Source organism: Myroides sp. (assembly GCF_032073645.1).
GTDB lineage: Bacteria > Bacteroidota > Bacteroidia > Flavobacteriales > Flavobacteriaceae > Flavobacterium > Flavobacterium odoratimimum.
Map to the genome: position 1 here is coordinate 30,275 of NZ_DAMANB010000017.1, position 13,042 is coordinate 43,316.

General features: G+C 35.9%; 14 protein-coding genes. All 14 read right to left on the minus strand.

All coding sequences use genetic code 11. The annotated features are described in order from the left end of the window. Window positions 1–7 precede the first annotated feature (7 nt). Window positions 8–604: a bifunctional phosphoribosyl-AMP cyclohydrolase/phosphoribosyl-ATP diphosphatase HisIE gene (gene hisIE / locus RT228_RS12685; RefSeq protein ID WP_006258513.1), complete on the minus strand. Its 597-nt coding sequence runs from the start codon at window positions 602–604 to the stop codon at window positions 8–10. Beyond that, on the minus strand, window positions 601–1,353 hold the full coding sequence (hisF, locus tag RT228_RS12690; RefSeq protein ID WP_006258514.1) for an imidazole glycerol phosphate synthase subunit HisF: 753 nt from the start codon (window positions 1,351–1,353) through the stop codon (window positions 601–603). The genes hisIE and hisF overlap by 4 nt, the downstream gene beginning before the upstream one ends. After that, on the minus strand, window positions 1,347–2,060 hold the full coding sequence (gene hisA, locus RT228_RS12695; RefSeq protein WP_006258515.1) for a 1-(5-phosphoribosyl)-5-[(5-phosphoribosylamino)methylideneamino]imidazole-4-carboxamide isomerase: 714 nt from the start codon (window positions 2,058–2,060) through the stop codon (window positions 1,347–1,349). The genes hisF and hisA overlap by 7 nt, the downstream gene beginning before the upstream one ends. Further along, a complete protein-coding gene (gene hisH, locus RT228_RS12700) occupies window positions 2,057–2,638 on the minus strand; it encodes an imidazole glycerol phosphate synthase subunit HisH (RefSeq protein ID WP_006258516.1) in 582 nt (193 codons plus the stop codon). The genes hisA and hisH overlap by 4 nt, the downstream gene beginning before the upstream one ends. Then, window positions 2,635–3,726, minus strand: a complete 1,092-nt coding sequence (hisB, locus tag RT228_RS12705; protein ID WP_006258517.1) for a bifunctional histidinol-phosphatase/imidazoleglycerol-phosphate dehydratase HisB — start codon at window positions 3,724–3,726, stop codon at window positions 2,635–2,637. The genes hisH and hisB overlap by 4 nt, the downstream gene beginning before the upstream one ends. Beyond that, window positions 3,719–4,765 carry a histidinol-phosphate transaminase gene (gene hisC, locus RT228_RS12710; RefSeq protein ID WP_006258518.1) on the minus strand — a complete coding sequence of 349 codons (1,047 nt, stop codon included), beginning with the start codon at window positions 4,763–4,765 and terminating at the stop codon, window positions 3,719–3,721. The genes hisB and hisC overlap by 8 nt, the downstream gene beginning before the upstream one ends. Further along, the gene (hisD, locus tag RT228_RS12715) at window positions 4,758–6,047 is read right to left on the minus strand and encodes a histidinol dehydrogenase (protein WP_006258519.1); all 1,290 of its coding nucleotides are present in this window, start codon (window positions 6,045–6,047) and stop codon (window positions 4,758–4,760) included. Before hisD ends, hisC begins: the two co-directional genes overlap by 8 nt. An 11-nt stretch (window positions 6,048–6,058) precedes the next feature. Continuing rightward, on the minus strand, window positions 6,059–6,916 hold the full coding sequence (gene hisG / locus RT228_RS12720; RefSeq protein ID WP_006258520.1) for an ATP phosphoribosyltransferase: 858 nt from the start codon (window positions 6,914–6,916) through the stop codon (window positions 6,059–6,061). Between the two features lie 343 nt (window positions 6,917–7,259). After that, on the minus strand, window positions 7,260–8,546 hold the full coding sequence (locus tag RT228_RS12725) for a DUF6051 family protein (RefSeq protein ID WP_006258521.1): 1,287 nt from the start codon (window positions 8,544–8,546) through the stop codon (window positions 7,260–7,262). Between the two features lie 108 nt (window positions 8,547–8,654). Next, a complete protein-coding gene (locus RT228_RS12730) occupies window positions 8,655–9,125 on the minus strand; it encodes a hypothetical protein (protein ID WP_006258522.1) in 471 nt (156 codons plus the stop codon). Between the two features lie 92 nt (window positions 9,126–9,217). Then, window positions 9,218–10,663, minus strand: a complete 1,446-nt coding sequence (locus RT228_RS12735; RefSeq protein ID WP_006258523.1) for an aminopeptidase P family protein — start codon at window positions 10,661–10,663, stop codon at window positions 9,218–9,220. 37 nt (window positions 10,664–10,700) lie between these two features. Continuing rightward, window positions 10,701–11,741 (minus strand): hypothetical protein, encoded by a 1,041-nt coding sequence (locus tag RT228_RS12740; RefSeq protein ID WP_006258524.1) that lies wholly within the window; start codon window positions 11,739–11,741, stop codon window positions 10,701–10,703. A gap of 257 nt (window positions 11,742–11,998) precedes the next feature. Then, window positions 11,999–12,403 carry a DUF2262 domain-containing protein gene (locus RT228_RS12745; protein WP_006258525.1) on the minus strand — a complete coding sequence of 135 codons (405 nt, stop codon included), beginning with the start codon at window positions 12,401–12,403 and terminating at the stop codon, window positions 11,999–12,001. Window positions 12,404–12,405: 2 nt separating this feature from the next. After that, the gene (locus tag RT228_RS12750) at window positions 12,406–13,038 is read right to left on the minus strand and encodes a hypothetical protein (protein ID WP_006258526.1); all 633 of its coding nucleotides are present in this window, start codon (window positions 13,036–13,038) and stop codon (window positions 12,406–12,408) included. Between the last annotated feature and the right edge of the window lie 4 nt (window positions 13,039–13,042).

A 13,042-nucleotide genomic window follows, 5' to 3' on the forward strand; every position in this document is an offset into this window, starting at 1 on the left:
GGGATAGTTATTTAAGGTGTCTTTCTTTTAAAACAGATTCTATATCACTTAGAGTAAATCCTTTTGCTTTTAATAAAATAAGGTAGTGATATAATAAGTCTGCTGCTTCATTCTTAAAAAGAGTATCATTATCGTCTTTGGCTTCGATAACTAACTCCACTGCTTCTTCTCCTACTTTTTGAGCAACTTTATTGATTCCTCTCTTAAATAGTTGATTGGTATAAGATGATTCTACATTGTTATCAATACGCTCACTGATGATATTCTCTAAGATGTAAACAAAACCTTTATCACAAATCTCTCCAAAGCACGAAGTACTTCCTGTATGGCAAGTAGCTCCAATAGCTTCTACTTTTATCAATAGGCAGTCTCTATCACAGTCAGTCAAAATCTCTTTTACTAGTAAATAATTACCTGAAGTTTCTCCTTTAGTCCAGAGTCTATTTTTAGTACGGCTATAGAACGTTACTTTACCTTCTGTAATCGTCTGTTGATAGGCTTCTTCATTCATATAGCCTTGCATCAATACCTGCATGGAATCCTTATCTTGAATAATCACAGGTACTAACCCGTTGCCTTTATTAAAATCTATATCTAGTTTCATCTTACACTTATATTATTTGTTTTTAATATTTGCTTTAACTCTGGTATACTTATTTCTCCATAGTGAAATATACTAGCCGCTAACGCACCTGTCGCTTGCGTCTGAGTAAACACTTGTGCAAAGTGATCTATACTCCCAGCGCCCCCAGATACGATCACGGGTATATTTACCGTTTTAGCTACCTCAGCTGTAATATCCAGTGCAAAGCCCGCTTTCGTACCGTCATTATTCATTGAGGTTAACAGTATCTCACCTGCTCCTAAACTAGCTACTTGCTTTGCCCAGTCTATAGTCTTTAACTTAGTCTTGATACGCCCTCCTGCACTGTATACCCACCATTCACCCTCTTCGTACTTCGTGTCTATCGCTACTACTGCACATTGACTCCCCAATGCCTGAGCGATCTCCTGTATTAGCTCAGGTCTCTTGATAGCAGCTGAATTGACACTTACTTTATCTGCGCCTGCTCTCACTAAATCTATTGCTTGTTCTCTAGTACTAATGCCGCCACCTACGGTAAAAGGGATATTAATCTGACTCGCAATCTCATTGACTAAACTGATCAGCGTCTTCCTATTCTCTATCGTAGCTGTAATATCCAGAAAGACTAATTCGTCTGCGCCCTCTACCACATAGCGTTTTGCCAACGCTATAGGATCACCAGCTCGCTGTATATCAACGAAGTTAACCCCTTTGACTACCTCACCATTCTGAATATCCATACACGCTATTACTCTCTTCTTTAGCATAATTCACTCAACTCTTTTAATGTTATTCTTCCTTCATAGATCGCTTTTCCGATGATCACTCCTTCACAACCTATCTCTTTTAGCTTGTATAATTCTGCTACCGTAGTTAATCCTCCACTAGCGATCAGTTTCACCTCAGTATTCGTTATAATCTCTTTATACAACTCAATAGCAGGTCCGTTTAGCATTCCATCTTTTTCTATATCAGTGACTATGGTATAGGATACTCCTCTCTGCTCATACGATTGGATAAACTCTAGCACATCTGTATCCGCAGAGTCTAACCACCCTTGGGTCATAATCTTGCGCTGTTTACAGTCTGCTCCTAATATAATCTGCTCACTTCCGTATCGCTCTAACCATGTTAAGAATAGCTCAGGCTTAGTCGCCGCTATACTTCCTACAGTCACTTGCTTAGCTCCACTGTTAAAGGCAGTGATGATATCCGAGTCATTCTTAATACCTCCACCAAAATCTATCTGTAGATTGGTCTGAGTAGCTATCTCTTCTAATACCTTAGCATTCATTATTTGGCTTGACTTAGCGCCGTCTAGATCCACTACGTGTAAATACTTAATTCCTGCATCTTCAAACTGCTTCGCTACCTCTACTGGACTTGTATTATACACTTTAGAGGTATTATAATCTCCTTTTGATAGTCGAACACACTGTCCGTCTATTATATCTATCGCTGGTATGATTCTCATAATTCTAAAAAATTCTTCAATAATAGTTCTCCTACTTTACCTGACTTCTCAGGGTGAAACTGTACTGCATAAAAATTACCTTTAGCTAAAGCAGCCGAAAAGGGCACGATATAATTATTAACAGCAATAGTATCCTTAGATAAAGTAGCATAATAACTGTGTACAAAGTAGAAATCATCTAGCTCTTCAATCCCTTTAAACAAGGTCTCTTCTTCTATCATATCACAATTATTCCATCCCATATGAGGAACAATATCTGTGGCAGGAAAAAGCTTTACTTCATTGTCAAAGACACCTAATCCTACTACATTCCCTTCTTCACTAGAATTGCACAACAATTGCATTCCTAAACATATCCCTAGTATAGGCTGTTTTAAACTTACGATAACCTTATCCAATCCTTTATCTACTAAATACCTCATCGCAGAAGAAGCCTCTCCTACTCCTGGAAAAATCACTTTATCCGCAGAGGTAAGTATCGCTACATCATCTGTGACTATGGTCTGATACCCTAGTCGTTCTATAGCATTCTGTACAGACTGTACATTTCCTGCATTGTATTTTAAGATTGCGATCATAGTATGCCTTTAGTACTTGGTATATTATAGTTCTCCGTTTTACTTACTGCCATCTTTATTGCTTTAGCAAAGGCTTTAAAGATCGACTCTATCTTGTGGTGCTCATTGTCACCTTCTACCTTTATATTCAGGTTGCAACTCGCTGCATCAGCAAAAGATTTAAAGAAGTGATAGAACATCTCTGTTGGCATATCTCCTACTTTCTCTCTCTTAAACTCTGCGTCCCACATCAGCCATGCTCTCCCTCCAAAGTCTATAGCTACCTGAGCTAAACACTCATCCATCGGTAGTAAAAAGCCATATCTCTCTATGCCTTTCTTATTGCCTAAGGCACGCTTAAACGCAGAACCTAGTGCAATAGCTGTATCTTCTATTGTGTGGTGCTCATCTACTTGTAAGTCACCTTTGACTTTTATCTTTAAACCTATATTACCATGTCTATTGACTTGTTCTAACATATGATCAAAGAATCCTAAACCTGTCTCGATAACACAGTCTTTAGCGCTGTCTAGATTCACTTCTATATCAATCGTAGTCTCATTCGTCTTTCTGTATTCTTTACCTATACGGGGTTGTTGCTTTAAGAACTGATAGATCTCCTGCCAATCTATTGTGCTCAATGTGGCACGCTCATCTGCAACTTCATTGATATAAATAACTTTGCTTCCTAAGTTCTCTGCTAACTGTATATCTGTCAACCTATCGCCTAAGACATAAGAGTTCGTTAAATCATAATCTCCATAGACATACTTACCTAACATTCCTAATCCAGGTTTACGCGTAGGTTTATTTTCATAGTCAAAAGAATCATCTACATAAATATCTGTAAATGTCACTCCCTCTCCTGCTAGTGTATCCAATATAAAGTTCTGCACAGGCCAAAAGGTATCTTCTGGAAATGAAGCAGTTCCTAGACCATCTTGATTACTAACTAAAACTAAAGTGTAGTCTAACTCTCTAGCTATCTTAGACAAACTAGAAATAGCTTTAGGTAAGAATACTAACTTCTCAAAACTATCAATCTGAAAGTCTTCAGGTTCTTTAATAATAGTTCCATCTCTATCTATAAATAATACTTTCTTACTCACGATCTATTGTTTTTAATGCAGTTATTAATTGATTGTTTTCCTCTGGTGTACCTATCGAAACACGCAAAGTATTCTCTACGACCTTACTTCTATTTCTCACGATAATTTGCTTATTAATCAAGGCTTCATATACCTTATCCGCATTACCAAATTCAACTAATAGATAATTAGTCTGTGAGGGACATACTCTCTTCACAATAGAAAGTAGCTTCAACTCTTGGATGAGTTTCTCTCTTTCCTCGATAAGTAGCTTTATCCTTTGTTGAAATCCCACTGTATCTTGTAGTTGCTTTATAGCTTCTTCTTGTGTTACACTACTTAGATTATAAGGAGATTTCACCTTGTTAAAATAAGAGATTAACTCCTCACTCATCCATGCCATACCGATGCGAAGTCCTGCCATTCCCCATCCCTTAGAAAGAGTCTGTAGAACGATTAGATTATTATACTTCGCTAACTCCTCTAACCAAGAAGGCTCATTGCTAAAGTCTATATAAGCTTCGTCTATAATGACTATCCCTTTAAATCTCGTTAATAATGCTGTGATACTGTTTCTATCTAATAGATTACCCGTAGGATTATTAGGCGAACAGATAAACATCAGCTTCACAGTAGGGTCTTCTAAATAAGGTTCTAGTACTGCTAGTTCTAAATCAAATGCATCATTAAGAGGAAGAGGTATTAACTCTACCGCATTAACATCTGCATAAACTTCATACATCGCATAAGTAGGCGTAAATACGATAGCCTTATCCTTATTAGGCTGACAAAAGATACGATACACTAGATCAATAGCTTCATCACTTCCATTCCCTAAAAACAGCTGATTTGGTTTCCCTCCTTTTACTTTACTGATCACTTGTTTTAATGCGAATTGATATGGATCAGGATAGCGGTTAACTGTTCCGAATGGGTTCTCATTTGCATCTAAGAATATCCCTTGTTCTCCTTTATACTCATCTTTAGCACTTGTATAAGGGGATAAAGCCTTGATATTCGGACGAACTAATTCGTTTATATTTATTTTATTATTACTCATTGCTTAGTTTTTTAAGGCGAATACTAACAGCATTTTTATGAGCGATTAACTCTTCTGCCTCTGCCATTACTTCGATTGTTTTACCTATGTTCTTTAGTCCTTGTTTCGTTAGCTTTTGAAAAGTAACCTTCTTTACAAAGCTGTCTACCGATACGCCACTATAGCTCTTAGCATAGCCATTCGTAGGTAGAGTGTGATTCGTACCACTTGCATAATCACCAGCGCTCTCACAAGAATAAGCTCCTAAGAATACAGAACCTGCATTGATCACTAAGTCTATATACTTCTCAGCATTCTCTATATTTAAGATTAAGTGTTCAGGCGCATAAGCATTGCTAAAAGCAATACATTCTTCTATAGTCGATAATTCTATCATCAAGCTATTATTAAGCGTCTGTTTCGCTAAGTCTCTTCGAGGTAGTTCCTCAAGCTGTTTCTCCAATGCCTCAGCTACTTCACTTATCTTCTGCTTCGTTGTGGTCACAAAGACTACTTGACTATCTGTTCCGTGCTCCGCCTGTGATAATAGATCTGCTGCTATATAATCTGCATCAGCCTCTTGATCTGCAACGACTAAGACCTCACTTGGCCCTGCTGGCATATCGATAGCTATGCCTTGTGCCTGTACTAACTCTTTAGCCTTAGTTACATATTGATTACCAGGGCCAAATATCTTATAGACTTGAGGCACTGTCTCTGTTCCATACGCCATGGCAGCAATAGCTTGTGCTCCACCAATCTTAAAGATAGTCTCTATACCTAGGTACTGCGCAGCATAAAGAACTACCTCATTTACTTTGCCTTGTTTATTACACGGTGTACACAATACTAGTTCTTTACAACCTGCTAATTGAGCAGGAATAGTTAGCATTAACAAGGTGGAAAACAACGGAGCTGTACCACCCGGTATATAAAGCCCTACCTTCTCTATTCCTACACTCTTTCTCCAGCAAGTCACTCCTTCTGTTGTCTCTACTTTATCTTCTGTAGATAATTGAGACTGGTGAAATGTTCTGATATTCGATGCAGCTATAGCTATAGCATCTTTGATATCCTGATTGACTAAAGTAGCAGCTTCTTCTATCTCCTGTCTACTTACTCTGAAGTCTGTTAACTGTACTCCATCAAATAATGAAGCATAATTCTGAATAGCCTGATCTCCTCTTTCTTTGACTTGTTTAAGTACTGTACCAATACTCTCATTTAGACTTTCTGTTGTGATAATAGGACGCTTTGTTAACCCTATCCATTCTTCTCTTGCAGGTTTATATACTGTTATCATAGCTTCTTATTTTAGTAAATCATTTTTTCTATCGGAGCGACTAGAATTCCCTCTGCTCCTAAGGCTTTTAACTCGTCGATGATATCCCAGAATTGGTCTTCTTGGATAACAGAGTGTAGACTACTCCAACCTTCATCTGCTAAGGGTAAAACAGTAGGACTCTTCATCCCTGGTAGTATAGAGATGATCTGTTCTAACTTATCATTAGGAGCATTTAATAAAATATACTTGCGTTCCTTAGCATTTAAAACAGACTTAATTCTAAACAAGAGTTTGTCTAATAAGACTTGTTTCTCCTCTCCTAAAGCTTGGTTGCTAATTAAGACTGCTTGGCTGTCTAGCACCTTGTCTACTTCTTTAAGTCCATTAGACATTAGCGTAGATCCACTACTCACGATATCGCATACCCCATTAGCTAGCCCTATGCTAGGTGCTATTTCCACACTTCCTGAGATAAACTCTATAGAAGCATTCACGCCTTGTTGTTTTAAGTATTTTTCTAGGATAAAGGGATAAGAAGTTGCAATCTTTTTGCCTTCAAAGTAAGTAATACCAGTATAGTCAACTTCTTTAGATACAGCTAAACTCAATCTACAACTACCAAAGCCTAGGTATTCTAATACCTTAACAGGTAGATTAGCCTCTAAGTACACATTCTCTCCTACAATACCGATATCAGCTACTTGTTGTTCTACATATTTCGTTACATCATCATCACGCAAGAACAGTACTTCGATAGGGAAGTTCTTACTTTCGGCAATTAGTTTACCACCACCATTAGGAAACTTAATGCCACATTCTTTTAATAATTCTAGGGATTTCTCACTAAGACGTCCACTTTTTTGGATTGCAATTTTTAATTTACTCATATTATTTTTTGATTAAAATGTTCGAGTAAACCGATAGGAAGTATCAAATAGCAATACGCTTAAAAACAAAAAATCCCGTCTGATTTACTCAAACGGGATAATTAGATATTTTGGATTCAAATACACCATATCATTACCAGCTCGTAAGAGTACAAGTAGAATGATGATGATGATGTAATTGACTTGGATACATGTCTTTTTTGTTTATTTGATAGGTCAAATGTATATATAATTTTAATACACTTGGTTAATTATTTTTATTTATTTCTTATACTTTTCAAATATCGCCTATTTAAAACAGCTTTCAAACTCAATGAGAGCAAGCCTTTTAACCTATTAATAACTACAGATAAAAATTAGCCATTTTAGCCATTGTTAGATTAAAATGAGTATCCACTTCTTCTGCATTCTTGATTGTTAAAGGGAAAGGAACCATATGACTATAGGAGAAAGGATAGTCTAAAATATCCACTCCAATAGGCACATCTCTATACGGTCCTTTTAGCATATTTAAAGCTTCTACAGCAGGAGCTACCTCATCATTTTTAAGGTTGACAGAGTAGATTTGATTCTCTAATTCTTTTAAGCGTTCTTCTCTTTCTTCTTGGTGATGATTGTAACGAAGCATTGTTTTAAACCAACTCTCCCCTGGGTGTAATTCTTTGGATTGATAGTGATTTAGACGAGGTTCTGCTATAAACTTAGTTGTCAGTAATTGAGCAAAGACTTTTTGCATCATAATAGTTGCTTTTCCATCCATAATATACTTCGATACTGGGAACATACGATCAATAGTCATTCCTCCACAGAAGCAAACTAACTTAGCATTATTCAATATGCCATTAGGATTCGCCATCAGAATAATAATAGATAAAAACGAGCCTATAGAATATCCAAACAAATCAATAGAAGCTGTTTTAGAAAGACTCGGGAACTTACCTTCTCTTAGTTGAGTCTCCCATTGTATAAAATCGTAATATGTCTGTAATCCCGACCAAAACATACGTTGTGGATTAGCCTCCATACGTGTACTCAATGCTGCATTGACATAGCTCGTATCTGAATTCTCTTGCCAATGCATCGCTCTCTTCTGAGCCACCTCAAACATCAGTTTTCGATCAGACCATTCAAGAGGTGCTCTATCCATGTGAAAGCTTATAGGAAACAAGACTAGGGCTTTTTTAGTACGTTTTGCTAACTCATATGCCCAAGGTAGATACTTATCCCACTTCTTCTCATTTAAGCCGTGAAACATGACTATAGTCTCTTCTGAAACCTCTTGCTCTAATGTCTTTAAAACAATAATCTTAAACTTCTTATTCTCCTCTACACTATAATCAGAAATATCTAATAGGTGATCTGTATCTGTAATCAGCTTACAAAAAGTATCTTCAAAACTCTCGTGATGTTCATCACAATACAATTTATCTGAACCACATAGTACATTAGCTGCTTGTGTAGATTCAAAATCGTATTTAAAGAATTCAATACCTAGTTCTTCACTTTTTATATAGTCATCTTCTGTATTAAAAAGCTTTTTGAGTTGATCGTGTAATTGGTAGTAATGCATGGTGTTAGGATTAGGTTGGTTTAAAATACTATGTATGCATAGTATTAACGCAATAACCATTGAAATTATTACACAAATCAGACATTATTAATATATAATTATTTTGAACTACTACTTGTATTTATTATATCACCAATCGTTATTTCAATTAATTATAAAAAACAAAATCTACTTTTTATAAGACACTCCTGATATACTACTTGCACTTCTAGGATCATATACAGACCATAAAGTCCCCCACTCAAAAGCGATACTCCACTGAGGATAAGGTGAGTTCTTTTTCTTTCCTTTCTCCCCTGACAGTTTACGCATAAAAGAATTATTGCGTTCGAAGACTTCCATTTCCTTCTTTTCTGACCAATCATCCCAAGTCTTAGCATCTCTATCATCGCTAGTGTATATATACATACTCTCTAAGCTATCTCCAAAGAAGCAAATACTAATCCGAACTTGATACCCTTCCCAATCACAATGATTAAAACCATACCAGAAATATCCTGTATTAACATCTCTAAAGCTATCATATTTAGCCTTGTAATAATCCGTTTGTTTTAATTCTTCTAACTGCATTCCCTTATACAATCTACAATTAAATTCTTCTAAAACTATACTACCATTTGTTTTATCTAACATCCCCATGTGTACACTTATTAAACATTTATACTTCTATATAAAAAGCCGATAAGTTCATTAGTACTTATCGGCTTCATATTAAATATAAAAATAGCTTCTTAGTAATTAGATTTATAATCTTCTATCTCCGCAACAGTTCTGATTAACTCTGGTCCTAAATACTGATAACCATTATCTTTAATCAAGAAGTTGTCCTCAATACGGATACCTCCAAAGTGAGCAAACTGTTTTACCTTGTCATAGTTTATAAACTCTGCATATTTCTTCTCAGCCTCCCACATCTCGATTAACTCTGGAATAAAGTAAATACCTGGCTCTACAGTTAGCACATGTCCTGCTTTTAGCTCTTTTCCTAAACGCAATGATTTAATACCAAACTGCTTCGTATCTTTAGGGTCTTCTGTTGTATATCCTACATACTGTTCTCCTAAATCTTCCATATCGTGTACATCAAGTCCCATCATATGTCCTAATCCACATTGGAAGAACATCGTATGTGCATGATTAGCTACAGCATCTTGTGCATTTCCTTTCATAAAGCCTAAGTCGATTAATCCTTCTGCTAATATCTCACAGGCTTTTAGGTGTACATTTTTATACTTCACTCCAGCTTTAAGCTCTGCCTTAGCTCCTTCAAAAGAATTAAGAACTACATTATAAAGATCGCGTTGTTCTGGTGTAAAAGTCTTATCTACAGGATATGTACGCGTCAAGTCAGATGCGTACCCCATTGGCGTCTCGCAACCAGAGTCATTTAACAATAACTTACCTGATTGTAACGTATTCATTTTATAATGATTGTGTAAGATCCCTCCGTTGATTGTCACAATAGAGTTATAAGCTAACTCACAGTTATGACTCCCTGCCACATTCTGAATAGCACTCACGATTTCATACTCCTTCACACCAGGCTTAGCCATGCGCATCGCTAGTAAGTGCATCTGATTAGATACTTTTAGTGCTTCTTCTATCTGTACTATTTCTTGTGCTTCTTTGATTTCTCGTTGTGCTACGATAGCTTGAATCATCGGCACAGATGGTTTAAAGTCCACTATAGAAATATGTAGTAACTCACTTAATAAAATCTTGTTGAATGATTGATAAGGAGGTAGGTAGTGAATATTTCTTTTCACGCTCATAGCAGTCGCTAAATAAATAGCTAATTCTGCATAAGGTCTTGTCTCTACTACACCTGCTTTCTCACATTTTTCTTTTAAAGTCTCTTGACGTCCCATCCATACAATAGCATCCATAGACATCTCATCTCCAAATACGATTGTCTTATGCTCATCTAAATCAATGATAGCAGCTAAGTGTGGTTGTTGGATACCAAAGTAGTACAAAAACGTACTATCCTGTCTGAAATGTGAAGCATTGTCAGCAAAGTTGATTGGATTCTCTATATTTCCTAAAAACAATAAGATTCCCTTTGCTTGAATATTTTGTTGAAGAACTTCTCTTCTTCTCTTATAAGTTTCTGTATTAAACATGGTATTGTTGGTTTGATCCTCCCAAGGTAACAACTTTGTCTGATATATACTCACAAATTGAGTAGTTTTTATCTAGTTGTTAGAGCAGGTGCTAATTCTTATAAATATCTATTGAAAAGAACTGTTGTACTTTATCATATACATCTTGGTCTAGTGCTACTTCTTTTAAGAAAAGTACATATTCAAAGTCCATCAATTGACGTTTGACAGACATAGAAAGTATGTGTACTACTAGCTCATCTGCAATATACTTTTGTTGTTCTTTGTTAGCAGAGTGATAGACCTCTTTTACTAAGAAATTATAATAGGTCTTACCTTCTATTTTCTTGTTTACAAACTGTTCGAAGGTCTTATAAACAATATTCTTAATCACCTCTTCCCACACTGATTTAACTTGTACATTATTAATGGTCAATGCCAACCAATGTATATACTCATCATAGAACAAATCAATCTTCTTACTATACGTTCTAATGCGATTCTGAAAGTCTGTCATGGTTTCGATCACAGTCGAAAAGATATCCAATGTGATTGGTTTATTAATACTGACAGTCACATAGTGATTCACAGGCTCTAAAGCAATATTCATCAAGTCCATCAGCTTCTTCACATTCGCCCCTTCTAATGTTTTTCGACGTCCCGCAACCGACTTTATCGTCTGTTCCATAATCTCTCTTACCTGATCTGTGGTGTATTGTGTTTCATCAGTCGAAAAAGTAAGTAAAAAGAGCTGTTCTAAAGGTTTATTCTTTTTAAAGACTTCTGACAGCCATCCTGTGATAGCTTCCTTATCTACACGAAGCATTACTTCTTCTGTCTCAGTTAGCTTTTTCTTTTTAGTCTTCACTCCTGTAGTAGTGGATTTCTTTTTCGTTCCTCCCTTACTATCTTCCATAGCTAGCAATACCGCTACTTTATGGAGGCAAAGTGTTTCTCCATTCGGACAATCACAAGTAAGCGCAGTAATCTTAGCAGCCTGAATAAACAACTGTACATCATAGCTCTGTTCTCCATCATCTACAAAAGCTACATAGTGCCCCTTACTCTCTTGTTCTAGCTCACGAACAGGCAATTGCATTGCTCTATTTTTATCTTTTGTAGTTATTGATTTGATTACTTCTGCTACTTTCATAATACTTTTATTGTCAGAACACAAAGTAACATATTTATCTCCACTATAACACTATTTCAAAGATCGTTTTGAGTATATACTCCTTTTCTACTCATCAGCAAATCTAGTATACTTCTATTCATCTTATTTTAATTGTGATTATAATGACCTCAGTTGAACTTATATACTCACTTATGGTTGTATAAAGTGGGACACTACGATATAAAAAAGGCTTGAGAATTAATTCTCAAGCCTTATATATCTAATTTAATACTTACTTATCCATTCATCGCTACATGAGATTCAAACTCTCCATCAACCATCTCAATAGATAAAATATGATCTCCGAAATATGCTCCGCCTTCATAATTAAACTCTACTTCACCATCTCCAGTAAAATATAACGACAACAGTCCTAACTCATCTCTAAACTGCTCTTCAGACAATCCTTCGTTCTTTTCACTATACACATCATACAGCTCATCTACAATAATATCTTTTCCTTCAGCATTGTATTTCTCTAACTGAACTACTACCTTATTGACATCTTTTAGAATCTCTTCTAACTCATCATCGCCATTATAAATAGAAAGATTAATTACTTCTTCTCCTAAAGTATAATCCATCTCTAATGTTTCTTCATCATATTCTGATATTTTAAAATCTTGTGCTGTTAATATCATATCTATTGTTTGTTTAATGCTTTATCTACTATACTAATCAATTCCTGTGGAGTCATAAACGTATTCATGAATGCTTCTAAACTTCCTTCATTAGTCACTTCACTAAAGAAAACCTCGTGATCAGTACCAAATAATGTAGGATTCTCTTGATTAGGATCATCTATACAAATGTAATAATGATCAGGAAAACCATAACTATAGAATAGCTGTATCATGCTTGGATATTTTGTACCTACTACTCTCTCTATCTCGCTTAGATTAACAAAATCCTCATCCATAAAATCTGTATTCCACTCTTCATAATCATCAGTTCCTTCCTTATAGGGTGTAAAAGGAGTTGCTGTCCAAAACACCTGCCCTCTCCCTTCTTCTGTATGTACATAGTAATGAGCTATCATCTTATCCATAAATGCCTGTCTATCTGACTGAATCAACTCTTGATGTTCATCTATATACTCTCCTAAACCATAGATAGGCTCTTGATCCTCTTCATCTGCCCAAGGTGTATCTTCTGGCTTCGGATATAATACCATATCAAAAGTGATAGACATCAAATCTTCTGCTAATGACTTCCCTTTTACTTGACTAATATCTCCTCCAAGTGCCTGTATTCTATCTAAAATTGTTTGTTTCATTACT

Coding starts and splice junctions, on each gene's coding strand:
- hisIE (WP_006258513.1), bottom strand. CDS start 604: ATGAAACTAGATATAGATTTTAATAAAGGCAACGGGTTAGTACCTGTG.
- hisF (WP_006258514.1), bottom strand. CDS start 1,353: ATGCTAAAGAAGAGAGTAATAGCGTGTATGGATATTCAGAATGGTGAG.
- hisA (WP_006258515.1), bottom strand. CDS start 2,060: ATGAGAATCATACCAGCGATAGATATAATAGACGGACAGTGTGTTCGA.
- hisH (WP_006258516.1), bottom strand. CDS start 2,638: ATGATCGCAATCTTAAAATACAATGCAGGAAATGTACAGTCTGTACAG.
- hisC (WP_006258518.1), bottom strand. CDS start 4,765: ATGAGTAATAATAAAATAAATATAAACGAATTAGTTCGTCCGAATATC.
- hisD (WP_006258519.1), bottom strand. CDS start 6,047: ATGATAACAGTATATAAACCTGCAAGAGAAGAATGGATAGGGTTAACA.
- hisG (WP_006258520.1), bottom strand. CDS start 6,916: ATGAGTAAATTAAAAATTGCAATCCAAAAAAGTGGACGTCTTAGTGAG.
- RT228_RS12725 (WP_006258521.1), bottom strand. CDS start 8,546: ATGGTTATTGCGTTAATACTATGCATACATAGTATTTTAAACCAACCT.
- RT228_RS12730 (WP_006258522.1), bottom strand. CDS start 9,125: ATGGGGATGTTAGATAAAACAAATGGTAGTATAGTTTTAGAAGAATTT.
- RT228_RS12740 (WP_006258524.1), bottom strand. CDS start 11,741: ATGAAAGTAGCAGAAGTAATCAAATCAATAACTACAAAAGATAAAAAT.
- RT228_RS12745 (WP_006258525.1), bottom strand. CDS start 12,403: ATGATATTAACAGCACAAGATTTTAAAATATCAGAATATGATGAAGAA.
- RT228_RS12750 (WP_006258526.1), bottom strand. CDS start 13,038: ATGAAACAAACAATTTTAGATAGAATACAGGCACTTGGAGGAGATATT.